The sequence below is a fragment of the Streptomyces sp. DSM 120436 genome, assembly GCF_055778765.1.
The window spans coordinates 517,138-543,150 of the sequence record NZ_JBSKBS010000001.1 but is presented as its reverse complement, the minus strand read 5'-3'; the positions used below and the strand labels follow the sequence as shown (position 1 = coordinate 543,150).

20 protein-coding genes and 2 pseudogenes are annotated in these 26,013 nt (G+C 73.6%); 18 read left to right on the top strand and 4 right to left on the bottom strand.

Annotated features, from left to right (window positions below):
* Positions 1–7: 7 nt before the first annotated feature.
* The gene (locus ACWH4W_RS02460; protein WP_473074207.1) at positions 8–862 is read right to left on the bottom strand and encodes a helix-turn-helix domain-containing protein; all 855 of its coding nucleotides are present in this window, start codon (positions 860–862) and stop codon (positions 8–10) included.
* Positions 863–1,086: 224 nt separating this feature from the next.
* On the opposite strand from ACWH4W_RS02460, the gene ACWH4W_RS02455 reads away from it, so the two are divergent.
* From ACWH4W_RS02455 to ACWH4W_RS02440, 4 genes are all read left to right on the top strand, one after another.
* Positions 1,087–1,587: an ATP-binding protein gene (locus ACWH4W_RS02455; RefSeq protein WP_473074206.1), complete on the top strand. Its 501-nt coding sequence runs from the start codon at positions 1,087–1,089 to the stop codon at positions 1,585–1,587.
* On the top strand, positions 1,584–2,378 hold the full coding sequence (locus ACWH4W_RS02450; protein ID WP_473074205.1) for a hypothetical protein: 795 nt from the start codon (positions 1,584–1,586) through the stop codon (positions 2,376–2,378). The genes ACWH4W_RS02455 and ACWH4W_RS02450 overlap by 4 nt, the downstream gene beginning before the upstream one ends.
* Before the next feature lie 173 nt (positions 2,379–2,551).
* Positions 2,552–3,910, top strand: a complete 1,359-nt coding sequence (locus tag ACWH4W_RS02445; RefSeq protein ID WP_473074204.1) for a nitrate/nitrite transporter — start codon at positions 2,552–2,554, stop codon at positions 3,908–3,910.
* Positions 3,911–4,041: 131 nt separating this feature from the next.
* Positions 4,042–5,199 carry a uroporphyrinogen-III synthase gene (locus tag ACWH4W_RS02440; protein WP_473074203.1) on the top strand — a complete coding sequence of 386 codons (1,158 nt, stop codon included), beginning with the start codon at positions 4,042–4,044 and terminating at the stop codon, positions 5,197–5,199.
* A gap of 9 nt (positions 5,200–5,208) precedes the next feature.
* On the opposite strand, the gene ACWH4W_RS02435 is transcribed toward ACWH4W_RS02440, so the two are convergent.
* The gene (locus ACWH4W_RS02435) at positions 5,209–5,787 is read right to left on the bottom strand and encodes a YdeI/OmpD-associated family protein (RefSeq protein WP_473074202.1); all 579 of its coding nucleotides are present in this window, start codon (positions 5,785–5,787) and stop codon (positions 5,209–5,211) included.
* Positions 5,788–5,927: 140 nt separating this feature from the next.
* On the opposite strand from ACWH4W_RS02435, the gene ACWH4W_RS02430 reads away from it, so the two are divergent.
* The 6 genes from ACWH4W_RS02430 to ACWH4W_RS02405 all read left to right on the top strand — a co-directional run bounded on the left by ACWH4W_RS02430 (position 5,928) and on the right by ACWH4W_RS02405 (position 13,148).
* Positions 5,928–6,515, top strand: coding sequence for a CGNR zinc finger domain-containing protein (locus ACWH4W_RS02430; protein WP_473074201.1), 588 nt, complete (start codon positions 5,928–5,930; stop codon positions 6,513–6,515).
* A gap of 301 nt (positions 6,516–6,816) precedes the next feature.
* Positions 6,817–7,401 (top strand): sigma-70 family RNA polymerase sigma factor, encoded by a 585-nt coding sequence (locus tag ACWH4W_RS02425; protein ID WP_078492847.1) that lies wholly within the window; start codon positions 6,817–6,819, stop codon positions 7,399–7,401.
* A gap of 59 nt (positions 7,402–7,460) precedes the next feature.
* A complete protein-coding gene (locus ACWH4W_RS02420; protein WP_473074200.1) occupies positions 7,461–8,243 on the top strand; it encodes an anti-sigma factor family protein in 783 nt (260 codons plus the stop codon).
* Between the two features lie 60 nt (positions 8,244–8,303).
* The gene (locus ACWH4W_RS02415) at positions 8,304–10,655 is read left to right on the top strand and encodes a HelD family protein (RefSeq protein ID WP_473074199.1); all 2,352 of its coding nucleotides are present in this window, start codon (positions 8,304–8,306) and stop codon (positions 10,653–10,655) included.
* 406 nt (positions 10,656–11,061) lie between these two features.
* Positions 11,062–12,471, top strand: coding sequence for an NAD-dependent malic enzyme (locus ACWH4W_RS02410; protein ID WP_473074198.1), 1,410 nt, complete (start codon positions 11,062–11,064; stop codon positions 12,469–12,471).
* A gap of 395 nt (positions 12,472–12,866) precedes the next feature.
* Positions 12,867–13,148, top strand: a complete 282-nt coding sequence (locus ACWH4W_RS02405; RefSeq protein WP_003990598.1) for an HU family DNA-binding protein — start codon at positions 12,867–12,869, stop codon at positions 13,146–13,148.
* A 212-nt stretch (positions 13,149–13,360) separates the two neighbouring features.
* Here ACWH4W_RS02405 and murA read toward each other — a convergent pair whose 3' ends face one another.
* Positions 13,361–14,707, bottom strand: coding sequence for a UDP-N-acetylglucosamine 1-carboxyvinyltransferase (murA, locus tag ACWH4W_RS02400; RefSeq protein WP_473074197.1), 1,347 nt, complete (start codon positions 14,705–14,707; stop codon positions 13,361–13,363).
* Between the two features lie 309 nt (positions 14,708–15,016).
* On the opposite strand from murA, the gene ACWH4W_RS02395 reads away from it, so the two are divergent.
* The 3 genes and pseudogenes from ACWH4W_RS02395 to ACWH4W_RS02385 all read left to right on the top strand — a co-directional run.
* Positions 15,017–15,589, top strand: coding sequence for a YqgE/AlgH family protein (locus tag ACWH4W_RS02395; RefSeq protein WP_473074196.1), 573 nt, complete (start codon positions 15,017–15,019; stop codon positions 15,587–15,589).
* A 30-nt stretch (positions 15,590–15,619) separates the two neighbouring features.
* Positions 15,620–15,901, top strand: a complete 282-nt coding sequence (locus tag ACWH4W_RS02390) for a DUF3039 domain-containing protein (protein ID WP_006134439.1) — start codon at positions 15,620–15,622, stop codon at positions 15,899–15,901.
* Positions 15,902–16,126: 225 nt separating this feature from the next.
* Positions 16,127–16,318 (top strand): annotated as a pseudogene (locus ACWH4W_RS02385) (extracellular solute-binding protein); the annotation flags it as partial.
* A gap of 288 nt (positions 16,319–16,606) precedes the next feature.
* Here ACWH4W_RS02385 and ACWH4W_RS02380 read toward each other — a convergent pair.
* Positions 16,607–16,954, bottom strand: a complete 348-nt coding sequence (locus ACWH4W_RS02380) for a hypothetical protein (protein WP_473074195.1) — start codon at positions 16,952–16,954, stop codon at positions 16,607–16,609.
* Between the two features lie 11 nt (positions 16,955–16,965).
* Here ACWH4W_RS02380 and ACWH4W_RS02375 point away from each other — a divergent pair.
* The 5 genes and pseudogenes from ACWH4W_RS02375 to ACWH4W_RS02355 all read left to right on the top strand — a co-directional run.
* Positions 16,966–17,649 (top strand): annotated as a pseudogene (locus ACWH4W_RS02375) (carbohydrate ABC transporter permease); the annotation flags it as partial.
* On the top strand, positions 17,649–19,292 hold the full coding sequence (locus ACWH4W_RS02370; RefSeq protein ID WP_473074194.1) for a beta-N-acetylhexosaminidase: 1,644 nt from the start codon (positions 17,649–17,651) through the stop codon (positions 19,290–19,292). The pseudogene ACWH4W_RS02375 and the gene ACWH4W_RS02370, both read left to right, overlap by 1 nt.
* A 320-nt stretch (positions 19,293–19,612) precedes the next feature.
* Positions 19,613–20,506, top strand: coding sequence for an FAD binding domain-containing protein (locus tag ACWH4W_RS02365; protein ID WP_473074193.1), 894 nt, complete (start codon positions 19,613–19,615; stop codon positions 20,504–20,506).
* Complete coding sequence (locus ACWH4W_RS02360) at positions 20,503–23,499, top strand: 2Fe-2S iron-sulfur cluster-binding protein (protein WP_473074192.1); 2,997 nt, start codon at positions 20,503–20,505, stop codon at positions 23,497–23,499. The genes ACWH4W_RS02365 and ACWH4W_RS02360 overlap by 4 nt, the downstream gene beginning before the upstream one ends.
* Positions 23,496–25,802: a xanthine dehydrogenase family protein molybdopterin-binding subunit gene (locus ACWH4W_RS02355; RefSeq protein ID WP_473074191.1), complete on the top strand. Its 2,307-nt coding sequence runs from the start codon at positions 23,496–23,498 to the stop codon at positions 25,800–25,802. The genes ACWH4W_RS02360 and ACWH4W_RS02355 overlap by 4 nt, the downstream gene beginning before the upstream one ends.
* Positions 25,803–26,013 lie beyond the last annotated feature (211 nt).

Below are 26,013 nucleotides of genomic sequence, written 5' to 3'. Positions count from 1 at the left end.
TTCCTTCTCAGGTCTCTCGGACGAGGCTGTGGATGAAGTCGCGGGACTCTGCGGGGTCGAGCGCACAGGTCGACATGTGATCCAGTACGGCTCGGTACTTGGCCAACTGTGCCTCCGCGTCCAGGAATCCGCAGCCCCCGTGGTGCGTATCCAGCTGGACCGTGTCGAGTTGCGGCACGGCGCCCGAGAGGTAGTCGAAGGACTGACCGGTGCTCGGGAAGCGGGCCGTGCCGAACGGGACCACGCGAAGGGTGATGTGGGGCAACTCGCCCATCTCCAGCAGATGCGTGAGCTGGCCGCGGGTCACGGAAGGGCCTCCGAATCCCATGCGGAGTGCCGACTCGTGAATGATCGCCGAGTAGGAGGGCGGATCCTCGCGGTGCAGGATGCCCTGCCGTTTGATGCGGAACGTGAGGCGGTGCTCGATCTCGTGCTGCTGGAGAGGCGGCACCACAGCGCGGAAGAGGGCGCGGGCGTGATCAGTGGTCTGCAGCAGCGCCGGAAGGTGGATCACCAGGGCGACGCGTAGCGCGGACGTGTGGTGTTCCAGCTCCGCCAGATCGACCAACGCGGCGGGCAGGTGTTCGCGGTACTCGTCCCACCAGCCCCGACGCCGGCGTCCGGTCATGGCGGCCAGTGCGTCGATCAGAGCCATGTCGGAGCAGTCGTAGGCGGATGCCATCCCTCGCACGAGATCGGCGCTCACAGGGCTGCGGCCGGTCTCGATCATGCTTACGCGCCCTTGGTTGACGCCCAGGTGCTCGGCGGCCCGAGTCACCGTGAACCCTGCCTTCTCGCGGAGTTTGCGCAGCTCGGCGCCCAGCCTCCGTTGCCTCAGTGTCGGATTGTTCGTGGGCGGCACCGTGTGTCCTTCCTGGCCGCGTAGCGGCTCTCCTGTCCCTCACTCGAGCTAATCGAGAGGTGAATCTCCAACATTCGGGAGATGTATCTCCTGATCGGCTCTACGGTAGCGCTATCACTCATCCGCCGCGCTCATAAGCCGGAAGCGCACCGACCGAGGCACTGCCACCGCCTGCGCGGCCATGAACGCGAAGCCAAAGTCCCCTCGATACCCCGGAGACGACCATGGTCACCGTAGCCCCGCCCCACCCCTGGACGTACGCCCTTCGTCTCCCGCATGACCCCCGCGCCGTACGCGTCGCACGTATGACGGTGCGGGCCGCACTGCGCGGTCACGGCAGGCAGGACGCCCTCGACGTCGTCGAGTTGCTGGCGTCGGAGCTGGTCACTAACGCCTACCTGCACACCAAAGGGCCCGCCTCCCTGAGGCTCACGGGGCTGGGCGACGGCCGGCTGCGGGTCGGGGTGTGGGACAGCGACCCGTACGTCCCCGCCCCGTTCGGCGGGGCCGGCGACGATTCCGTCCCGCTCGCTCCGCTCGACGCCGGGTCCGGGCGCGGACTGCGTCTCGTGCAGGAGTATGCCGACTCCTGGGGAGGGTGGGCCCTCGGTGATGGTGCGCTGGGGCGGGGAGCGGGGAAGCTGCTCTGGCTCGAGGTGGGTGGCCGTGCCACACTGCCCCCTGTTGCTGAAGTGAACGGCGTACCAGGGGGCGAGGGCGGATGAGCAAGCGGCAGACGCAGAAGATGCTGCGGTTGATGGCGAGCGGGGAGCCGGTGGAGCTCACCAGTCCCATGGCATCCGTGAAGAAACTCGCCCGACTCGCCTTCATCGCCCAGCAGTTCGGCTACGAGTACGCCGACGTCCGGCAGGGCGGCGGGAACAACAGCCAGTTGAAGATGCTGATCGTCCCTGACCTCAGCCCGCAGGCCCAGGCCCGCGCCGCGCAGAACTGGGCGCAGTACCCCAACGCCCACGACGGCGTCTCCCTGCCGCCGCTCGTGCCGGACGCCCTCGAACTGCTCAAGGCGCGCATCAACTTCGACCTCACCGGCAAGAGCGCCGAGAAGCGGATGGGCTACGGCGCCCTCGGTGTCTCCATCGGCGCCGTGATCATCGCCTACCGGCTCGGCGGCACCTCGGACGACTTCGTGATCGCGGCGATCATCTGGCTGGCCCTCATGGTGATCCTCGGCATCGGCTTCGTCGTCACCCGCAAGCGCAACGCCAAGTTCGCGGCGCGGCTGCAAGCGGCCGGTTTCGCACCGGTGGCGGACGAGACGGGCCGCGTGCGCTACCTGCCTCCGGGCTCCGGCACGCCGTACGGGGGCGGCCCGTACGGGCCGTACGGCGCGCAGGCCCAGGGCGCGCCGCCGTTCCCGCAGCAGCAGCCCGCCCCGGGCTACGCGCAGCCCGGCCCGTACGCCCAGCAGCCGCCCGCCTACGGCCAGCCGGGTCCGTACGGCGTCCCGCCGCAGCAGGCGCCCGGCCCCTACGGCCAGCCCCCGCAGCACTGACCCTCACCGCGCCACCGGCAACCGGTGACCGCCTCCTCTCACCCCGCCCCCGCCCGGGGTGAGAGCAACGTTCCCTGCCGGTCACCGCGTGCCACAGACCGGAAACGCCCCCTCCCTACCTTCGGGACCAGCCCTCGCGGCACCGCCGCGCCCCGGAGAGCAGTGGAGGCCCCATGACAGCCCGCAGCGGCCGATGGATCCAGCAGTGGGACCCGGAGGACGAGACCTTCTGGCGCCGCACCGGAGAGCGGATCGCCCGCCGCAATCTCCTCTTCTCCGTGGTGTCCGAGCACATCGGCTTCTCCATCTGGACCATGTGGTCCGTGCTGGTGCTCTTCATGGGCCCCGAGTACGGGCTGACCCCCGCCGACAAGTTCCTGCTGACGTCGCTGGTCACACTGGTCGGCGCCGTCGTCCGGGTCCCGTACACCTTCGCCGTCGCGGTGTTCGGCGGGCGGAACTGGACGGTCGTCTCCGCGGGGCTGCTGCTCGTGCCGGCCGTCGCCGCGTTCGCGGTGATGGAGCCGGGCACCTCCTTCTCCACGTTCCTGCTGGTCGGCCTGTTGGCCGGGATCGGCGGCGGCAACTTCGCCTCCTCCATGACCAACATCAACGCCTTCTTCCCGCTGCGGGAGAAGGGCTGGGCGCTCGGCCTGAACGCCGGCGGCGGCAACATCGGCGTCCCCGTCATCCAGCTCGCCGCCCTCGCCGTCATCGGCGCGAACGGGGGGCCGCGGGTGCTGCTCGGCCTCTACATCCCGCTGATCGTCGCCGCCGCCGTGCTCGCCGCGCGCCACATGGACAACCTGGCCACCGTGCGGAACGACACCGGGGCCGCGAAGGACGCCGCGCGCGACCCGCACACCTGGATCATGTCGTTCCTCTACATCGGCACCTTCGGCTCCTTCATCGGCTACAGCTTCGCCTTCGGGCAGGTGCTGCAGAACCAGTTCGGCCGCACCCCGCTGGAGGCCGCGTACGTCACCTTCGTCGGGCCGCTGCTGGGCTCGCTGATCCGGCCGGTGGGCGGCCGGCTCGCCGACCGTTACGGCGGCGCGCGCATCACGCTGTGGAACTTCGTCGCCATGGGCGCGGCGACCGCCGTGCTGATCGCCGCCTCGACGCGGCAGTCGCCGGCGCTGTTCACCGCCGCCTTCGTGGGGCTGTTCCTGCTGACCGGCCTCGGCAACGGCTCGACGTACAAGATGATCCCCGGCATCTTCCAGGCCAAGGCGCACGCCCTGGGGCTGGAGGGGGAGGCGGCGGCCGCGTACGGGCGGCGGCTGTCCGGGGCGTCCATGGGGCTGATCGGCGCGGTGGGCGCGCTCGGCGGCGTCGGCATCAACCTGGCCTTCCGCCAGTCCTTCCTCTCCCACGGCTCCGGCACCGGCGCGTTCGTGGCGTTCCTCGCCTGCTACGCGGTCTGTTGCGCGGTCACCTGGGCGGTATACGTCCGCCGGCCCGCCGCCCGCCCGGCCGGCCCCCTCCCCGCCCGGGAGGAGAAGCCGCAGCCCGGTTATGCCGAGGTGTGACGGCCGGTGACGTAACACTGGTGACATGGAGCCGAACCGAGCCTGTCATGGAGCGTTGACAGGCTCGGTCCGGCACGGACGTGGAGCCGAGCCTGTCGTGCGGGACGCCGATTCGAGCCGGGACGAGAGTGATGGACGAGGAACGAGAGCAGTCACCGGAGCACGGCCCCCTCGCGGGCTTCACCGTGGGCGTGACCGCGGCGCGCCGCGCCGACGAGCTGGGCGCGCTGCTGGAGCGGCGCGGTGCGGCGGTGCTGCACGCCCCGGCCCTGCGGATCGTGCCGCTCTCCGACGACAGCGAACTGCTGGCCACCACCAAGGAGATCATCGGGCGGGCCCCGGACCTCGCGGTCGCCACCACCGCCATCGGGTTCCGCGGCTGGGTGGAGGCCGCCGACGGCTGGGGGCTCGGCGAGGACCTGCTGGAGCGGCTGCGCGGGGTGCGGATCCTGGCGCGCGGGCCCAAGGTGAAGGGCGCGATCCGGGCGGCCGGGCTGACCGAGGAGTGGTCGCCGGCCTCGGAGTCGATGGCGGAGGTGCTGGACCGGCTCCTCGAGGAGGGCGTCGACGGGCTGCGCGTCGCCGTCCAGCTGCACGGCGAGCCGCTGCCCGGGTTCGTGGAGGCGCTGCGCGCCGGGGGAGCGGAGGTGGTGGGCGTGCCGGTCTACCGCTGGCTGCCACCGGAGGACCTCGGGCCGGTGGACCGCCTGGTCGACGCGGCCGTCGCCCGCACCCTGGACGCGGTCACCTTCACCAGCGCGCCCGCCGCCGCCTCGCTGCTGTCCCGCGCCGAGGAGCGGGGCCTGCTCGACGACCTGCTGGCCGCACTCGGCCACGACGTGCTGCCCGCCTGCGTCGGCCCGGTCACCGCCCTGCCGCTCCAGGCGAAGGGTGTCGCCACCGTGCAGCCCGAACGCTTCCGGCTCGGCCCGCTGGTCCAGCTCCTCTGCCGCGAACTCCCCGCGCGTGCCCGCGTGTTGCCCGTCGCCGGGCACCGGGTGGAGATCCGGGGGCACGCGGTGCTGGTCGACGGCGCGCTGCGGCCCGTACCGCCCGCCGGGATGTCCCTGCTGCGGGCGCTGTCCCGCCGGCCCGGCTGGGTCGTCTCCCGCGCGGAGCTGCTGCGCGCCCTGCCGGGCACGGGCCGCGACGAACACGCGGTGGAGACCGCGATGGCCCGCCTGCGCGCGGCCCTGGGCGCCCCCAAGCTGGTCCAGACGGTCGTCAAACGCGGCTACCGCCTGGCCCTCGACCCGGCGGCCGACACCAAGTACGACGCGACGGGCTGAGCGCGGTCGTCAGGCCCGGCGCCGGCCCCGCGCCAAGTCCCTCACCGCACGCTCCAGTCGGTTCCTCCGCGTCTCGGGCGTCGCCGCCTGGAGCAGCGGGAGCATGACCAGGTAGCGGGCCGTGCGGTCGAGGGCGTCGAAGGCCGCGCGGGCCTCCGGGTCGGCGGCGAGCGCCTCGGCGAGGTCGTCGGGGACCTCCGCCGTGCCCTGCGAGGCGTACGCCCGGTCCCAGCGGCCGTCCTCGCGGGCGCGCCGTACCTCCGCGAGGCCGGGCTCCCGCATCCGGCCCTCCGCCGCCAGCGCCGCGACCTTCTCCACGTTCACCCGCGACCACAGGCTGCGCGGCCGGCGCGGTCCGTACTTCTGCAGGTAGTACCGGTCGTCCAGGCGGCGCCGCTGCCCGGAGACCCAGCCCCAGCACAGGCCCGCGTCGACCAGCTCGCCGTCGGTGACCGACGCGATCCCCGACGCCTTCTTCGCCACCTTCACCCACACCCCCTCGCGGCGGGTGTGGTGCTCGGCCAGCCAGTCGTCGAAAGCCGCCGCGTCCGGGAACGCGCGGACCTCCACCCCGTTCAACTCCTCCATGCGGGCAGGCTAGGCGGAAAAGCACGCGGCGGGAGGGGTTCCGGGGGCCGGGGCGGGCGGGCACTGTGGAGACGGAACGGTTTCCCGGTTCGCGCACGGCCCCCCACGCGCGCGGGGGCCCACCTAGGCGGTGGCAGGACATGGCACTGGGTACGGTCACGGCGTCCTACGAGCTGAGGTTCGACACCGGGCGGGTCTGCCTGGACCTGCTCGCGACCACTCATCCAGGGGAACGGCTGGCCTCCGTCGACGCGCTGCGCGCCTGGATCACCGGCGCCGGACTCGTCCCCGGGGGCACCCCGCTCACCCACGCCGACCCGTCCTGGCTGACCGCCTTCCGCGAACTGCGCGCGTGCCTGGCCTCGTTGGTGCGGACGCCCGGCCCCCGCTCCTACGGCCCCGCGCTCGCCCGGGTCAACGAACTCGCCCGCTCCGCACCGCCGGCGCCCCGCGCGGTCCCCGGCGCGGACGGGACGCTGGTGCGCCGGCTCGCCGGCCCGCCCGGCCGCGACGCGCTGCTCGGCGCGGTGGCGCGGGACGCGGTGGACCTGCTCACCGACCCGGCCGCCCGGACGAGCCTGCGCCAGTGCGAGGGCGACAACTGCCCCATCGTGTACGTCGACACCTCCCGGGGCCGGCGGCGCCGCTGGTGCTCCAGCGAGGTGTGCGGCAACCGCGAGCGCGTGGCCCGGCACCGCCGCCGCGCCGCGGCCCTCACGCGCGCCTGAGGCCGGCGCCGCCGATCCGCGCCGGAACGCCCTGTCCGCTTCGCGGTGTTCGCGCACCGAGGACGCCGGGCACCGGTCAAGTGACGACCGTCACGCTTCCGTTGGACCCGTGCGGTCGCCCCTCGGCGCTTCCCCGCTCACCGTGTGCCGGAGATGTGGAGAGGAAGCGGGGGGAATGTGCGTGCATGTCCCGCTCGTCGTGACGTCCCCGAGAAAACTGCCGTCCCTCTTTGAACACCCCACGGTCCCCGTGCGTACCGGTGGGCGAGCGACCGACTGGGGGATCGCCCGGACACCGGAGGTGGGCGTGCGCAAGGATGCGGCCGTGGCCAATGAACGAGGAACGAGGGCCCGACATCGCATGTCCTCACAGCCCTCGGAACCTGACGAGGAGTTGATGCGTGCGCTGTACCGCGAGCACGCGGGACCCCTGCTGGCCTACGTCCTCAGGCTGGTCGCCGGAGACCGGCAGCGCGCCGAGGACGTCGTCCAGGAAACGCTCATCCGTGCCTGGAAGAACGCCGGTCAGCTCAATCGGGCGACCGGTTCGGTACGCCCCTGGCTGGTGACGGTCGCCCGGCGCATCGTCATCGACGGCCACCGCAGCCGGCAGGCCCGGCCGCAGGAGGTCGATCCGTCGCCGCTGGAGGTCATCCCCGCGGAGGACGAGATCGACAAGGCGCTGTGGCTGATGACGCTGTCGGACGCACTCGACGACCTGACCCCGGCGCACCGGGAGGTCCTCGTCGAGACCTACTTCAAGGGGCGTACCGTCAATGAGGCGGCCCAGACACTCGGCATACCGAGCGGCACCGTGCGCTCCCGGGTGTTCTACGCCCTGCGGTCGATGAAGCTGGCTCTGGAGGAGCGGGGGGTGACGGCGTGATGAGTGTGTACGGGGGAGACCGGGGATTCGGCACGGGCGGGACGGGTATGTCAGGTGCCATGGAGGGATCACCGGTGCCGAACGAGCACGAGACCGTCGGTGCCTACGCCCTCGGCATCCTCGACGACGCCGAAGCCAGCGCGTTCGAGGCGCATCTGGCGACCTGCGAGTGGTGCGCCCAGCAGCTCGACGAACTCGCCGGGATGGAACCGATGCTGGCCGCGCTCGCGGACCTGCCCGACGCCGCCGGATCGCCCGCGGTCGGCGAGTCGCTGTCCGCGAAGCCGTCGCCGCGCGTGGTGGAGAAGCTCATCGACGAGGTGGCCGAGCGCCGGGCGCGCAAGCGCCGCCGCAACTTCTACATGGTGGCCGCGGCCGGCGCGCTGATCGTCAGCGGCCCGTTCGTGGCCGTCGCGGCGAGCGGCGGGGACGGCGGCGGCAGCGGCGGCGGGGGCGGCACCAGCCGCACCCTCGCGGCCAACCCCGCCAAGGACGCCTTCGACAAGAGCTCCGAGAAGATCACGGCGACCGACCCCGTCAGCGGGGTGACCGCCACCGTGGCCCTGGAGGACAAGCTCTGGGGCACCGAGATCGTCACCGAGCTGAAGAACGTCAAGGGCGAACAGAAGTGCTCGCTCATCGCCGTCGGCAAGAACGGCGAGCGCGAGACGGTGAACTCCTGGGCGGTCACCGGCGAGGGCTACGGACTGCCCGACGCCACGACCGACAAGGGCAAGCAGCCGCTGTACGTCCAGGGCGGCGCCGCCTTCGAGCGCAACGAGATCGACCACTTCGAGATCGCGACCTTCGACGGCAAGACGCTCGTGGAGGTCGACGCGTAGCCGCGACGGGCCCCCTTCGCGTACGGTTGACGGCTGCCCAGCACGTCAGAAGGGGGCCCGGTGGCCGCTCAGGCTCAACAGGAAACCGCGGTCGGCCCGGTTCACGACTCCGTTCGGGACCGGGAGATCCGCGTGGAACAGGAACACCTGGACCGGGTGTACCGGCGCCTCGAGGAGAAGATCTCCGAGGCCGAGTTCCTCATGCGCGACGCCGCCCGGCGCGGCCAGGTCGGCACGCCCGGCGCCCTCGCCGAGCGGGACGCCCAGGTCTTCCGGGCCGGCGTCCACCTCAACCGGCTGCACAGCGAGTACGAGGACTTCGTCTTCGGCCGGATCGACCTGCTGCCCGGCAAGGACGGCACGAAGGGCCCGGACGGCGCGTACACCGCCGTCGAGCCCGCCGAGGGCGCCGTCCGCCCCGACCACACCGCCGACATCGCCGAGACCCTGCACATCGGCCGCATAGGCGTCCTCGACGAGGACTACGCCCCGCTGGTCATCGACTGGCGGGCGCCCGCCGCGGCTCCCTTCTACCGCTCCACCCCGGTCGATCCCGGCCGGGTCGTGCGGCGCCGGGTGATCCGCTCCCAGGGACGCCGGGTGCGCAGCGTCGAGGACGACCTGATGCGCCCCGAGCTGACGGCCTCCCTCGACGGCCGCGAGCTGGCCGTGATCGGCGACGGCGCCCTGATGGCCGCGCTCGGCCAGGCCCGCACCCACACGATGCGGGACATCGTGGCGTCCATCCAGGCCGAGCAGGACCTGGTGATCCGCGCCCCCGCCGCCTCCGTGACCTACGTCGAGGGGGGCCCCGGCACCGGCAAGACCGCCGTCGCCCTGCACCGCGCCGCCTACCTGCTCTACCAGAACCGGCGCCGGTACGCGGGCGGCATCCTCATCGTCTCCCCGACCCCGCTGCTGGTCGCCTACACCGAGGGCGTCCTGCCGTCCCTCGGCGAGGAGGGCCAGGTCGCCATCCGCGCCATCGGCTCCCTCGTGGACGGCGCCGAGGCCACGCTGTACGACTCCCCGGCCGTGGCCCGCGTCAAGGGCTCGTACCGCATGCTCAAGGTGGTGCGGAAGGCCGCGCGCGGCGCCCTGGAGCTGAACGACGCGCCGCAGCGGCTGCGGGTCGTCGCCTTCGGCCGGCGCCTGGAGCTGGAGGCGGAGGAACTGGCGGGCATCCGCCGTACCGCCCTCGGCGGCACCGCCCCGGTCAACCTGCTGCGTCCCCGCGCCCGCAAGCTGCTGCTGGACGCCCTGTGGGAGCGCTCCGGCGCCGGGGCCCGGCACACCGACCCCGAACTCGCCGCCGAGCTGCGCGCCTCCTTCGACGAGGACATCACCTCCGAGGACGCCTTCACCGCCTTCCTCGACGCCTGGTGGCCGGAGCTGACCCCCGCCGCCGTCCTCGACGCCATGGCCGACGAGCGGCGCCTCGGCCGCTGGGCCCGGCGCCTCCTGAACCCGGGGGAGGTGCGCAGACTGGCGCGCGCCTTCCAGCGGGACGGGCGCTCCGTGCACGACATCGCGCTGCTGGACGAGCTCCAGGCGGTCCTGGGCGCCCCCGCCCGGCCCCGCAAGAAGCGCGAGATCGACCCGCTGGACCAGCTCACCGGCCTGGAGGAGCTGATGCCGGTGCGCGAGGAGACCCAGCGCGAGCGGGCCGAGCGGCTCGCCCAGGAGCGCGTCGAGTACGCCCACGTCATCGTCGACGAGGCGCAGGACCTCACCCCGATGCAGTGGCGCATGGTCGGCCGCCGCGGCCGGCACGCCACCTGGACGATCGTCGGCGACCCGGCCCAGTCCTCCTGGTCCGACCCGGACGAGGCCGCCCAGGCCCGTGACGAGGCCCTCGGCGCCCGCCCGCCCGTCTCCCGCCACCGCCCTGCCGGGGAGGGCCCTTCGGGCAGCCCTTCCCGTGGCCGCCGCTTCGAGCTGACCGTGAACTACCGCAACCCGGCCGAGATCGCCGAGCTGGCGGCGAAGGTGCTCGCCCTCGCCATGCCGGGCGCCGAGGCGCCGCGCGCGGTGCGCTCCACGGGCGTCGAGCCGCGCTTCGCCGTGGCCGGGGAGACGCTGGGCGACACCGTGCGCGCCGAGGCCGCCCGGCTGCTGGAGCGGGTGGACGGCACGGTCGGCGTGGTCGTCGCCATGCGGCGGCGCGAGGAGGCGCGGGGCTGGCTCGACGGGCTCGGCGACCGGGTGGTGGCGCTCGGCAGCCTGGAGGCCAAGGGCCTGGAGTACGACGCGACGGTCGTCGTCTCTCCCGCGGAGATCGCCGACGAGTCCCCGGCCGGCCTGCGGGTGCTGTACGTCGCCCTGACGCGCGCCACGCAGCAGCTCACCGTGGTGTCCGCGGAGCGGGACCAGCCGGACGCCGACGGGGTCCCCGACCTGCTGCGGGACTGAGCGGACGGTCCTGCGGCGATCCCGTGGGACCGGTGGGGCCGGGGATGCGGGAAATATCCCCGGTCGCGGGAATGGCCTCGCGCGATCCGTTTGTTAGCCTGGACGTGGCACCGGCCCGATCCAAGCCCCCGGGCCCAACCTTAGTCGCTTCGAGCGACCACTTGCCGCGAGGCGAGCATGGCGGGTCGGTGTCATGAACGTGTGAGAGGCCCACGTCACGAAGCGTGACGTGGGCCTCTTTCATGCCCTGGCGTTTCTCGTATGGTGGAAGTCATTTTCCGGATAATGACATAGTGCGATGAACAAAACGTTCGCAATCCGAGGCGGCTACCACGTACCCAGTGGTAGGTGCGACGATCGGACGGCACGATTCGCGACACGGTTGAAGAAGCAGAGGAAGTCGGCCATGGCAACGGCGCCCAGCGTCTCCTACTCGATGACCATCCGGCTGGAGGTGCCCGCGGGCGGAACCGCGGTGTCCCAGCTCACCGGGGCCGTCGAGTCCCACGGAGGCCTGGTGACCGGCCTCGACGTGACGGCGTCGGGCCACGAGAGGCTCCGGATCGACGTCACGATCGCGGCCGCGTCCACCGCCCACGCCGACGAGATCGTCGAGCAGCTCCGCGCCATCGAGGGCGTCACCCTCGGCAAGGTCTCCGACCGTACGTTCCTGATGCACCTCGGCGGCAAGATCGAGATGGCGTCGAAGCACCCCATCCGCACCCGTGACGACCTGTCCATGGTCTACACGCCCGGTGTGGCCCGGGTCTGCATGGCGATCGCCGAGAACCCCGAGGACGCCCGCCGCCTCACCATCAAGCGCAACTCCGTTGCGGTCGTGACGGACGGCTCCGCCGTGCTGGGCCTGGGCAACATCGGCCCGAAGGCCGCGCTGCCGGTGATGGAGGGCAAGGCCGCCCTGTTCAAGCGGTTCGCCGGCATCGACGCCTGGCCGCTGTGCCTGGACACCCAGGACACCGACGCGATCGTGGAGATCGTCAAGGCGATCGCCCCCGGCTTCGCCGGCATCAACCTCGAGGACATCTCCGCGCCCCGCTGCTTCGAGATCGAGGCCCGGCTGCGCGAGGCCCTCGACATCCCCGTCTTCCACGACGACCAGCACGGCACCGCGATCGTGGTGCTCGCCGCCCTGACCAACGCCCTGCGGGTCACCGGCAAGTCCATCGAGGGCATCCGGGTCGTCATGTCCGGCGCCGGCGCGGCCGGCACCGCCATCCTCAAGCTGCTGCTCGCCGCCGGCGTGAAGAACGCCGTGGTGGCCGACATCCACGGCGTGGTGCACGCCGGCCGCGAGGACCTGGTCGACGCCGCCCCCGACTCCGCCCTGTGCTGGATCGCCGACCACACCAACCCGGAGAACCTCACCGGCACGCTGAAGGAGGCCGTGCACGGCGCGGACGTCTTCATCGGCGTCTCCGCCCCCAACGTGCTCGGCGCCGAGGACGTCTCCGCGATGGCCGAGGGCGCGATCGTGTTCGCGCTCGCGAACCCCGACCCCGAGGTGGACCCGGCGATCGCCCGTCAGACGGCGGCCGTCGTGGCCACCGGCCGCTCCGACTTCCCCAACCAGATCAACAACGTGCTGGTGTTCCCGGGCGTCTTCCGCGGTCTGCTGGACGCCCAGTCCCGCACCGTCAACACCGAGATGATGCTGGCCGCGGCCCAGGCCCTGGCCGACGTGGTCACCGAGGACGAGCTGAACCCGAACTACATCATCCCCAGCGTCTTCAACGAGAAGGTCGCGGGCGCGGTGGCCGACGCCGTCCGGGACGCCGCGAAGGCCGCCGGCGCGTGACGCCCCCGGCGGTCCGGGCGCTGTGAGGATCGCCACGGGCGGTTTGAACCGGCGCGTCGCGGAACCCGTAGTCCCGGCCGCCCCCTAGGGTGGCGGCCGGACCCGGGCTCCGGCCCCCTGCTGTCCGCTGCCGGAAGCGGACGGAGCGTCACCGTGCGGAGGCCGTGACGCTCTTCGTGTGACTCCCTCGGGTGTTCTCACGACTCCTGCGGGTGCCGGATTGGCATTACCGCCGCAGGTAGAGGCAGGATGCGTCCCTGGGCGCGAGGGTCCGACGAAGGACCCGGGCCCGGGGACTCACCGAGGAACCTGGCAGCATCGGCTTTCGCCGTGCCCGACATGCGGCTCCGCCGCGTGGCACGCCTCAACGGCAAGAAGAACACGGGAGTAACAACATGAACCGCAGTGAGCTGGTGGCCGCGCTGGCCGACCGCGCCGAGGTGACCCGCAAGGACGCCGACGCCGTGCTGGCCGCGTTCGCCGACGTCGTCGGCGACATCGTCTCCAAGGGCGACGAGAAGGTCACCATCCCCGGCTTCCTGACCTTCGAGCGCACCCACCGCGCTGCGCGCACCGCGCGCAACCCGCAGACCGGTGAGCCGATCCAGATCCCCGCCGGGTACAGCGTGAAGGTCTCCGCGGGCTCGAAGCTCAAGGAAGCGGCCAAGGGCAAGTAAGGCGCCCCGCGGGCGCCTCGCGCCTGAGCGGTTCAGCGCCGTTCGGCTGGGCGCCCCCCGCCGTGTGCCGGCCGTTCGCGGCGGGTCGCGCGCACGCGGCGGTAGCCGCACAGAGGTGCAGCCCCGCGCCCCCTTCGGGGCGTTGCAGTGAACGCCGATGGGGCGGTCACCCGACTCGGGTGACCGCCCCATCGGCGTTCGTGTGCTGTGGGTCAGCCGAGGGCCTTGCCCGGCAGTTCCACCTTGGCGCCGAGCGCGGAGAGCTTCTCCATGAAGTTCTCGTAGCCGCGGTTGATCAGGCCGATGCCGTGGACGCGGGACGTGCCCTGGGCGGCGAGGGCCGCGATCAGGTACGAGAAGCCGCCGCGCAGGTCGGGGATGACGAGGTCCGCGCCCTCGAGCTTCGTCGGGCCCGAGACGACCGCCGAGTGCAGGAAGTTGCGCTGGCCGAAGCGGCAGTCGGAGCCGCCCAGGCACTCGCGGTAGAGCTGGATGTGGGCGCCCATCTGGTTCAGCGCGGACGTGAAGCCCAGACGGGACTCGTAGACCGTCTCGTGGACGATGGACAGGCCCGTGGCCTGCGTCAGCGCCACCACCAGCGGCTGCTGCCAGTCGGTCTGGAAGCCGGGGTGCACGTCCGTCTCCAGCGCGATGGACTTCAACTGCCCGCCGGGGTGCCAGAAACGGATGCCCTCGTCGTCGATCTCGAAGGCGCCGCCGACCTTCCGGTAGGTGTTGAGGAACGTCATCATCGAGCGCTGCTGGGCGCCGCGGACGTAGATGTCGCCCTCGGTGGCGAGCGCCGCGGACGCCCAGGAGGCGGCCTCCAGCCGGTCCGGCAGGGCGCGGTGGGTGTAGCCGCCGAGCCGGTCCACACCGGTGATGCGGATCGTCCGGTCGGTGTCCATCGCGATGATGGCGCCCATCTTCTGCAGGACGCAGATCAGGTCCTCGATCTCCGGCTCCACCGCCGCGTTGGACAGCTCGGTGACGCCCTCCGCGAGGACCGCCGTGAGCAGCACCTGCTCGGTGGCGCCGACGGACGGGTACGGCAGGGCGATCTTGGTGCCGCGCAGCCGCTGCGGGGCCTCCAGGTACTGGCCGTCCGCGCGCTTCTCGATCGTCGCGCCGAACTGCCGCAGCACGTCGAAGTGGAAGTCGATGGGGCGTCCGCCGATGTCGCAGCCGCCGAGACCCGGGATGAACGCGTGGCCGAGCCGGTGCAGCAGCGGCCCGCAGAACAGGATCGGGATCCGCGAGGAACCGGCGTGGGCATCGATGTCAGCGACGTTGGCGCTCTCCACGTAGGTGGGGTCGAGCACCAGCTCGCCGGGCTCCTCGCCCGGACGGACCGTCACGCCGTGCAGCTGCAGCAGACCCCGGACGACCCGGACGTCACGGATGTCCGGAACGTTGCGCAGCCGGCTCGGTGCGCTGCCCAGCAGCGCGGCGACCATGGCCTTCGGTACGAGGTTCTTCGCACCGCGGACCCGGATCTCGCCCTCCAGCGGGGTTCCGCCGTGGACAAGCAGTACGTCGTCGACGTCGTTGACGGTCATGGATCTCGCGTTCCGTGGAGTGGGGCAGGGGCCAGAAGGGAAAGGGTAGTCGCCCTCCACCCCCCTTCTGTAAGCCCGAGGAGCCCCCGGGGGCGTCATGGATCTGTCACAACACGAACCGTCCGGCGACGGCCACGCGGGGTCACCGGGAGCCGCCGCGCGCCGTCCGCGCCCCCGGCCGCCCGTCCGCACCTCCTCACCCCGGCCGGACGACGCCCGACCAGGGAGGTCTCGCGCGCGGCGGCCGTGTTCACTCCGTCACCCGGATTGCCTCCCCGCGCGGCGGGAAGATGCGGGATCATGTCTGGCATGACCGAGGTGTCCTCGCTCACAGGGCGGCTGCTCGTGGCCACTCCCGCTCTGGCGGACCCGAATTTCGACCGTGCGGTGGTGCTCCTCCTCGACCACGACGAGGAGGGCTCCCTCGGTGTCGTCCTCAACCGGCCGACCCCGGTGGACGTGGGCGACATCCTGGAGGGCTGGGCGGACCTGGCCGGCGAGCCCGGCGTGGTGTTCCAGGGCGGCCCGGTGTCGCTGGACTCCGCCCTCGGCGTGGCCGTCGTCCCGGGCGGGGCGGCGGGGGAGGACCCGCCGCTGGGCTGGCGCCGGGTGTACGGCGCGATCGGCCTGGTCGACCTGGAGGCCCCGCCGGAGCTGCTCGCCTCCGTCCTCGGCTCGCTGCGGATCTTCGCCGGGTACGCGGGCTGGGGCCCCGGCCAGCTGGAGGACGAGCTGGCGGACGGCGCCTGGTACGTGGTCGAGTCGGAGCCCGGTGACGTGTCCTGTCCGTCGCCCGAGCGGCTCTGGCGCGAGGTGCTGCGCCGGCAGCGCGGCGAGCTGGCGATGGTCGCCACGTATCCGGACGACCCTTCGCTCAACTGAGCCGGGCGGCCTTCAGTACCCTTGGCGGTTATGAGCACTCTTGAGCCCGAGCGCGGGACTGGTACGGGGACCCTCGTCGAGCCGACGCCGCAGACCTCCCACGGCGACGGTGACCACGAGCGCTTCGCCCACTACGTCCAGAAGGACAAGATCATGGCGAGTGCCCTCGACGGCACTCCCGTCGTGGCGCTGTGCGGCAAGGTGTGGGTGCCCGGCCGCGACCCGAAGAAGTACCCGGTGTGCCCCATGTGCAAGGAGATCTACGAGTCCATGGGCGACGGCGGCGACGACAAGGGCAAGGGCGACAAGTAGCCCCTGCCTCGCTGACGCCGGTCCGAGTCCTTCGAGGCCCCCGGGGTGCGCTGTGCGTGCCCGCGGGGGCCTTTGCGCTGCTTGCCCGTTGCACAGGGTGCGTCGGCCGGTCACAGAGTGGTGGAGCCCTCTTGTGGGGTGACTCACCCAGTCCTTAGCCTTCGGTGTGTTGTGCACAGCGAAACCGTCATTGCATATGCTGCAACGCACTCGGGGGAGCACGTCATGAAGCTGCCTCTTCGCACGGGCGCCGCCGCGGCCGTCCTCGCCACCGCCGCCTGCGCCCCCCAGACCTCGGGCACGTCCTCCTCCGACAAGGACGAGAAGACCGGCACCCTGCGCGTCCGGCTCTTCCAGGAGGTCGGCGACAAACCCGAGGAACAGGTCGTCGACTCCGTCCTCGCCGCGTTCGAGGAGGGGCGAAGAAGATGAACGACGCGTTCGGGTCGGTCGGATGACGGTGTCGACGAGCCCGGGGGTTCCGCAGCGACGGCGGGCTCCGGTGCGCAAGGGCTTTCCGCACGGTTCCCCGCGCCCCCGAGCGGGGCGTTCGGGCACACCCCGGCTGTGTCTCGCCCCGGCTCTCGTGGTCCTCGGCGGGCTGCTCGCCTGCCCGATCGGCCAGCTCGGGCTCATCTCGGTCTTCCCCTCCGCCCAGGCGCGGGTCAGTGGCGGGGAGCCGACCACCTTCGAGGGGTTCGGGAACTACGCCGGGCTGTTCGGGGACGCGCAGTTCCAGGTGCTGCTGGCCACCGTGCTGTTCGCGGCGGCCCGTGTCGTCTCCACGCCGGCCGTGGGGTGCGCGCTCGCCGTGCTGCTCACGCGGGTGCGGGCGGTGCCGCGGCCGGCGCTGATGCCGGCCGCGCTGGGCGCCTGGGCCACTCCGGCGCTCACCGGGTCCACGGTGTGGCTGTTCCTCTCCGACGCCGACTCCGGCCCGGTCGACCGGGGGCTGGGGCTCGGCGACCACTCCTGGACGTACGGGCGGTTCAGCGCGTTCTTCCTGGTGCTGCTCGAAGCGGTGTGGTGCTCCTTCCCGTTCGTGAGGGTCACCGTCTACGCCGGCATCCGCGCGGGACTCGTTCCGGCGGGTGTTCGGGCAGCAGGATTTCGGCCGTTACTTCCTCAACAGCGTCGTCGTCGCGGTCGCCGTGGTGATCGCTTCCGCGCTCCTCGCGTTTCTCGCCGCGACCGCCGTGACGCGATTCCGGTTCCGTTTGCGGACCACCCTGCTGATCATGTTCCTGGTGGCCCAGACGGTGCCCGTGGAGGCGCCGACGGTCCCCCTGTTCTTCGTGATGCGGGATCTCGGTCAGCTGAACACGCTGTGGTCGCTGGTCCTGCCGCACATCGCCTTCTCGCTGCCCTTCGCGATCTGGATGCCCAGGGGATTCGTGAAGGGCGTTCCGGAGGCGCTGGAGGAGGCCGCGTACATCGACGGCGCGAGCCGCGCGCGCTTCCTCCGGCAGATCCTTTTCCCGCTCGTCCTGCCGGGCCTCGTGGCCACCAGTGTGTTCTCGTTCATCTCCGCCTGGAACGACTTCCTGTTCGCCGAGTCGTGCATCATCAGCGACATCTCCCGGTCGACCCTGCCGATGGCACTGCCGGTGTTCTGCAAACCCGACGACCCCGACGGGGGCGGGGTCATGGCGGCCTCCACCGTGATGACGATTCCGGTGCTGATCTTCTTCGTACTCGTACAGCGGCGTCTGGTTTCCGGACCGGGCGGCGCGGAAGGACTGACGTGATGCCGACTTCACTGATTCCGGCCCCCCGGGGCGTCGTCGCCGGCGACGGGGAGACGCGCCTGACGGAGCGCTCCGGGCTGTACGCCGGCGCCGGGACGGAGGGCGTGGGGCGGTGGCTCGGGGCCGTGCTGCGGGCCGCCACCGGACTGCCCTGGCGCGAGGCGCGGGAGCCAGCGGAGGCCGGCGACGGCATCCGTCTCGCCCTCGCCCCGGACCTCGGCCCCGAGGCGTACCGGCTCGTCAGCGACCGCAGGGGCGTCCTCGTCGAGGGCGGTGACGCGGCCGGCGTCCTGCACGGCGCGCAGACGCTGCGGCAGCTCCTCGGCCCCGACGCGTTCCGCAGGGCGCCCGTGCGCCGCGACCGGGTGTGGACGGTGCCGCACGTGACCGTCGAGGACGCGCCCCGTTTCCGCTGGCGCGGGCTGATGCTCGACGTGGCACGCCACTTCATGCCCAAGGAAGGCGTGCTCCGTTATCTCGACCTGATGGCCGCGCACAAACTCAACGTCCTCCACTTGCACCTGACGGACGACCAGGGCTGGCGCGTCGAGATCAAGCGGTATCCGCGGCTCACCGAGATCGGATCCTGGCGCGCCCGCACCAAAATCGGCCACCGCGCCTCGCCGCTCTGGGACGACCGGCCGCACGGCGGCCACTACACCCAGGACGACCTCCGCGAGATCGTCGCCCACGCCGCCGAACGGCATATCAGCGTCGTTCCCGAGATCGACGTCCCCGGGCACTCGCAGGCCGCCATCGCCGCGTATCCGGAACTCGGCAACTCCGACGTCGTCGACACCTCCTCGCTGACCGTCTGGGACACCTGGGGCATCAATCCGAACGTCCTCAGCCCCACCGAGGACACCCTGCGCTTCTACGAAGGGGTGCTGGAGGAAGTCCTGGAGCTGTTTCCCGCCGACGCCGGGCCGTTCTCGTCGTTCGTGCACATCGGCGGCGACGAATGCGTCAAGGACCAGTGGCGGGCGTCGAAGACCGCGCAGCGGCAGATCGCCTCGCTCGGACTCGCGGACGAGGAGGCCCTGCAGTCCTGGTTCATCGGCCACTTCGACGGCTGGCTGGCCGAACGCGGGCGGCGCCTCATCGGCTGGGACGAGATCCTCCAGGGCGGTCTCGCGCCGGGCGCCGCGGTGTCGTCCTGGCGCGGCTGTGCGGGCGGGGTCGCCGCGGCCCGTGCCGGACACGACGTGGTGATGTGCCCCGAGCAGCAGGTGTACCTGGACCACCGCCAGGACGCGGGCCCCGACGAACCGGTGCCGATCGGGTACGTGCGCACCCTGGAGGACGTCTACCGGTTCGAGCCGGTCCCGGCGGAGCTGACGCCCGAGGAGCGGACGCGGGTGCTGGGCACGCAGGCCAACGTGTGGACCGAGGTGATGGAGGACCAGGGGCGCGTGGACTACCAGACGTTCCCCCGGCTCGTCGCGCTGTGCGAGGTCGCCTGGAGCGAGCTCCCGGCCCCCGCCGACCGGGACTTCGCCGGCTTCGAGCGGCGGATGACCGAGCACTACCGGCGCCTCGACGCCCTCGGCGTCGCCTACCGCCCGCCCGCCGGCCCCCGCCCGTGGCAGCGCCGCCCCGGCGTCCTCGGCCGCCCGCTCGACGGGCCGCCGCCCGCCGTGTAGGCACGGCTCCCGGGTCGTCCCCCGGTGCTCCCGCGCCCCGGGGGACGACCCGCGCCCCGCGCGTTCGCTGCGGGCCGAACAGGCCGAACAGGTCGTTCCATAACGGAGCAAGAGCTTCCGAAGCCTGTGATTCCGCGGCACCGCGGCGATTCGCGGACGGAATCGGCCAGGTCCGGGCCCAGCCGGGCGAATGCCTCCTAGCGGACCCCCGTCCTCGGCACCTGCCAAGATGTGCCAGAGTTGCCACGTCCGCCCTGTCAGCACGTACCGTACGGCGCACGGGCGGGACCAGGTGGGGCAGCGGGAAGGGGCAGCCGGTTTTGAGCACGCACGCACCGCAGGCGGCGCAGGCCGTGACGCTGCCCACGACGCTGGACGAGGCCGTGGCGGCGCTCACCGCCATGCCCGCCGCCGTGCCCGTCGCGGGCGGCACCGACCTGATGGCCGCCGTCAACTCCGGGCAGCTCAGGCCCGCCGCGCTGGTCGGCCTCGGCAAGATCAACGAGATCCGCGGCTGGCAGTACCTGGACGGACACGCGCTGCTCGGCGCCGGACTCACCCACGCGCGCATGGGGCGCCCCGACTTCGCCGCCCTCATCCCGGCGCTCGCCGCCGCCGCGCGGGCCGCCGGACCCCCGCACATCCGCAACGCCGGCACCCTCGGCGGCAACATCGCCTCCGCCGCCCCCACCGGGGACGCGCTGCCCGTGCTGGCCGCCCTGGAGGCGACGCTGATCGTCGCGAGCCCGGGCGGCGCCCGCCGCGACGTCCCGGTGTCGCACCTGCTGGCCGGCATGGACGCGCTGCGCCCCGGCGAGCTCATCGGCTACGTGCGCGTACCGCTGCTGCACGCCCCCCAGGTCTTCCTGAAGGCGACCGGCCGCACCGGACCCGGCCGCGCGGTCGCCTCCGTCGCCCTCGTGCTGGACCCCGCCCGGCGCGGGGTGCGCTGCGCGGTGGGCGCCATCGCGCCGATGCCGCTGCGGCCCCTGGAGGCCGAGCAGTGGGTCGCGCAGCTCATCGACTGGGACAACGACCGCGCGATCGTGCCCGAGGCGCTCAGCGCGTTCGGGGAGTACGTCGCCGCGGCCTGCATCCCCGACGCCGCGCCCGGCGAGGACGGGACCGTCCCGCCGCTGCCGCCCGCGGTACTGCACCTGCGGCGCACCGTCGCCGCGCTGGCCCGACGAGCACTGGGGAGGGCGTTGTCGTGACCGACGACCAGCACGGACAGGGCGGCACGCCTCCGGGCGGCAGCCGCTGGGACCCCCTGCCGCAGGGCGACTACGACGACGGCGCCACGGCCTTCGTGAACCTCCCGGAGGGCGGCATCGACGCCCTGCTGGACTCCATGGAGAGCCCGCTGGCCGCACCCGGCCACGGCTACGTGCCGCCGCAGATCACGGTCACGCCCGCCACCACCGCGGGCACCGACCCGGCGGCCACCGGCGCCTGGGCGGCGTCCGGCGCCCCCGTCGACGGGGCCCGGTGGGACGACCCGGGGACCGCGCAGGCCGACGCGGCCGCGGGGGACCGGTTCGGCTACGACCCCGGCGCGAGCGGGCAGTGGGCCTACGACCCGAACGCGGCGGGCCCGCACCACGCGCAGGCCCAGGACCAGGATCCCGCGGGACAGCACCGGGCGCCCGGACAGGCGCCGGGCCAGGACGTCACCGGGCAGTGGTCGATCCCCGTGGCGGGCGGCGACCTGCCGGACGAGTCCGGCGAGTTCACCGCGTCCTCCCTGGTCGAGCAGTGGGGCGGCACCCCTCCGGCGACCCTCCCGGGCGGCGCCGCGGCCCCCTGGGCGGAGTCCCAGTCCATCGGCACGCCGTGGGGACCGGGCGTACCGGGCGTGCCGCAGGACCACGAGCAGCAGGGCGGCGAGCACGGGTTCGAGAGCGGTGTCCACGGCCCTCCGAGCGGCCCCCACGGAGCGCAGGACGGTCCGCACGGGTCGCAGGCCGGCTCACACGGTCCCGAGGGCGGCGGCGGACAGGTGCCGCAGTCCGGCGTGCGCGGCCCGCAGTCCGGCCCGCACGAGCCGCGGGACGGCGAACTCGGGCCGCAGGGCGGCGCGCACGGAGCGCAGGACGGCCCGCATGGGCCGCAGGACGGTATCCACGGCCCGCGGGACGGCGTGCACGGAGCGCAGGGCGGTCCGCACGGGCCCCAGGACGGTTCGTACAGGCCGCAGGACGACTCGTACGAGCCGCGGGACGGCGAACTCGGGCCGCAGGGCGGCGCGCACGGAGCGCAGGACGGCCCGCATGGGCCGCAGGACGGTACCCACGGCCCGCAGGACGGCGTGCACGGAGCGCAGGGCGGCCCGCATGGGCCGCAGGACGGTACCCACGGCCCGCAGGGTGGCCTGCACGGAACGCAGGGCGGTTCGTACAGGCCGCAGGACGACTCGTACGAGCCGCGGGACGGCGAACTCGGGCCGCAGGACGGTGCTCACGGCCCGCAGGACGGCGTGCACGGCCCCGAGGCCGGCGGGCAGGCGCCGCAGCCCGGCGCCGACGGGCAGCGGTCCGGCTCGCACGAGCCGCGGGACGGCGAACTCGGGCCGCGGGACGGCGTGCACGGAACGCAGGGCGGTCCGCACGGACCCCAGGACGGTTCGTACAGGCCGCGGGACGGCTCGCACGAGCCGCGGGACGGCGAACTCGGCCCGCGGGACGGCGTGCACGGAACGCAGGGCGGTCCGCACGGACCCCAGGACGGTTCGTACAGGCCGCAGGACGACTCGTACGAGCCGCGGGACGGCGAACTCGGGCCGCGGGACGGCGTGCACGGCCCGCAGTCCGGCCCGCATGGGCCGCAACCCGGCGCGCACGAACCCCAGCCCGGCGTCCACGGGTCGCAGTCCGGCTCGCACGAGCCGCGGGACGGTGAACCCGGGCCGCAGGGCGGCGCGCACGGATCGCAGCCCGGCGTCCACGGACCCCAGTCCGGCCCGCACGGAACGCAGGACGACGGACGCGGCCCCGAGGCCGGCGGGCAGGCGCCGCAGCCCGGCGCCGACGGGCAGCGGTCCGGCTCGTACGGCACCGCGGGCGGTGACCACGCCCCCGCGCACGAACCGCAGGACGCCGCCACCCGGCCGCACGGCGGCGCTCCCGCGCACGGACGGCGGCCGGACGCCGGCCAGCCCTCGCATCCGGGCGCGCCCGGCGGCTCCCCGGAGCAGCCGCCGCACGCCCACAACCGGTCGCAGGCGGACCCCGCCGCCGAGGGCGCCTCCGCGCACGAGGCCCCGCACGCGTCCCGGCCGCTGCCCGCCGAGGCGTACCCGGAGCACCTCCGGCCGTCCGGGGCCGAGCAGCCGTGGCAGTCCGGCGACGGCGTCGGTGACGCCGAGGCCGCCGAGGGACGCGAGCACCCGCACGCCCCCCAGGGCGCCGAGGAGCCCGCGCCCGGGGCGTCCGGGAGCGACGGCGGCCCCGCCGAGGACGCCCGGACCGCTCCCGAGCCGTCCGAGGGGCCCTCGGAGCCCTCCGCCGGCGACGACGCTTCCGCCGGCCCGCACACCGCTCCCGAGGCGGACGCCCCCGCCGCGGACGTCGTCGTGGTTCCCCACGACGACCACCCCCTCGCCTCCTACGTGCTCCGCGTCAACGGCACCGACCGGCCCGTCACCGACGCCTGGATCGGCGAGTCGCTGCTCTACGTGCTGCGTGAGCGGCTCGGTCTGGCCGGCGCCAAGGACGGCTGCTCGCAGGGCGAGTGCGGCGCGTGCAACGTGCAGGTGGACGGCCGGCTCGTCGCGTCCTGCCTGGTCCCCGCCGTCACCGCGGCCGGCAGCGAGGTCCGCACCGTCGAGGGACTGGCCCAGGACGGCCGCCCCTCGGACGTGCAGCGCGCCCTCGCCCGGTGCGGAGCCGTGCAGTGCGGCTTCTGCGTGCCGGGCATGGCGATGACCGTGCACGACCTGCTGGAGGGCAACCCGGCCCCGACCGAGCTGGAGACCCGCCAGGCCCTGTGCGGCAACCTGTGCCGCTGCTCCGGCTACCGGGGCGTGGTGACCGCCGTGCGGGAGGTCGTCGCCGAACGCGAGGCGAAGGCCGAGGCCGCGGAGGACGACGGCGACGGCACCCCGCGCATCCCGCACCAGGCGGGCCCCGGCGCCGGCGGGGTCGGCCCCTCGGCGTTCGGCGTCGCACCGCAGGACCAGCCCCACGGCCAGGACGGAGGCCAGGCGTGAGCAACGAAGCAGCCACCGTGCGGACCGCCGAGGCGGCCCCCGAGGAGGAGGCCGCCCCGCGCGGGCTCGGCGTCTCCCTCCCGGCCGCCGACGCGCGCGCCAAGACCGAGGGAACCTTCCCGTACGCCGCCGACCTGTGGGCCGAGGGCCTGCTGTGGGCCGCCGTGCTGCGCTCGCCGCACCCGCACGCGCGCGTCAAGTCGATCGACACCACGCACGCGCGCGAGATGCCCGGCGTCCGCGCGGTCGTCACCCACGAGGACGTCCCCGGCGCCTCGGTGCTCGGCCGGGGCACGGCCGACCGCCCGGTCTTCGCCTCCGAGGTCGTACGCCACCACGGCGAGCCGCTGGCCGCCGTGGCCGCCGACCACCCGGACACCGCGCGGATGGCCGCCGCCGCGGTCATCGTCGAGTACGAGGTGCTCGACCCGGTGACCGACCCCGAGCAGGCCTTCGAGGCCGAACCGCTGCACCCCGACGGCAACCTGATCCGGCACATCCCGCTGCGCCACGGCGACGCGGAGGCGGCCGGCGAGGTCGTCGTCGAGGGGCTGTACCGCATCGGGCGGCAGGACCCCGCCCCCATAGGGGCCGAGGCCGGACTCGCCGTGCCCCGCCCGGACGGCGGGGTCGAGCTGTACCTGGCGTCCACCGACCCGCACGGCGACCGGGACACCGCCGCCGCCGCGTTCGGCCTCCAGCAGGACCAGGTCAAGATCGTCGTCACCGGGGTGCCCGGCGCCACCGCCGACCGCGAGGACCAGAGCTTCCAGCTCCCCCTCGGGCTGCTCGCGCTGAAGACCGGCTGCCCGGTGAAACTCGCCGCCACGCGCGAGGAGTCCTTCCTCGGTCACGGCCACCGCCACCCCACGCTGCTGCGCTACCGCCACCACGCCGACGCCGAGGGCAGACTGGTCAAGGTCGAGGCGCAGATCCTGCTCGACGCGGGCGCCTACGCCGGCACCTCCTCCGACGCCCTGGCCGCCGCCGTCGCCTTCGCCTGCGGCCCCTACGTCGTCCCCAACGCCTTCATCGAGGGCTGGGCGGTGCGCACCAACAACCCGCCCTCCGGCCACGTGCGCGGCGAGGGCGCGATGCAGGTGTGCGCCGCGTACGAGGCGCAGATGGACAAGCTGGCCAAGAAGCTCGGCCTGGACCCGGCCGAGGTGCGGCAGCGGAACGTGATGGCCACCGGCGACGTGCTGCCCACCGGCCAGACCGTCACCTGCCCCGCCCCGGTCGCCGAACTGCTCCAAGCCGTACGGGACTTCCCGCTGCCGCCGCTGCCCAAGGACACCCCCGAGGACGAGTGGCTGCTGCCCGGCGGCCCCGAGGGCGCGGGCGAGCCGGGCGCGGTGCGCCGGGGCGTGGGCTACGGCCTGGGCATGGTGCACATGCTGGGCGCGGAGGGCGCCGACGAGGTGTCCACGGCCACCGTGCGCGTCCAGAACGGCGTGGCGACCGTGCTGTGCGCGGCCGTCGAGACCGGGCAGGGCTTCTCCACGCTGGCCCGGCAGATCGTGCAGGAGACCCTCGGCATCGACGAGGTGCACGTGGTGCCCGTCGACACCGACCAGCCCCCGGCCGGGGCGGGCTGCCGCGGCCGCCACACCTGGGTGTCGGGCGGGGCGGTGGAGCGCGCGGCCAAGATGGTCCGCACCCAGCTCCTCCAGCCGCTGGCGCACAAGTTCGGCATGTCCACCGAGCTGCTGCAGATCACCGACGGCAAGATCACCTCGTACGACGGCGTGCTGTCCACGACCGTCACCGAGGCGATGGACGGCAAGGAGCTGTGGGCGACCGCGCAGTGCCGTCCCCACCCCACCGAGCCGCTGGACGGGTCCGGACAGGGCGACGCCTTCGTCGGCATCTCCTTCTGCGCGATCCGCGCGGTGGTCGACGTCGACATCGAGCTGGGCTCGGTACGGGTCGTGGAGCTGGCGGTCGCGCAGGACGTGGGCCGGGTGCTCAACCCGGCGCAGCTCGCCGCGCGCATCGAGGCGGGCGTGACCCAGGGCCTGGGCGCCGCGCTCACCGAGAACCTGCGCACCCCGCGCGGTCTGATCCGCCACCCCGACCTCACCGGGTACGCCCTGCCGACGGCGCTGGACGTGCCCGACATCCGGATCGTGAAGCTCGTGGAGGAGCGGGACGTGGTCGCGCCGTTCGGCGCGAAGGCGGTGAGCGCGGTGCCGGTGGTGACCTCGCCGGCCGCGATCGCCTCGGCCGTGCGCGCCGCCACCGGCCGGCCGGTGAACCGGCTGCCGATCCGCCCGCAGGCCGCCGTGGTCACCGGGAACTGAGCGGTTCCCCGAGACGGTCGCCGCGTCCGGGCAACGCGAGCGGCCTCCCGCGCGTCTTGAGGGACGGGGCGCCGGCCGCGCCCCGCGGTCCTGAGGCGTTGTCAGTGGCGCCGCGTAGTCTTCGGAAGCAGTGGGGGACGGCCGTGGGTCCGGCGGGGCGCGGGCCGTCCTGCCCGGGGCGGGACGTTCGCGGGCCCGGGACCGAGCACAC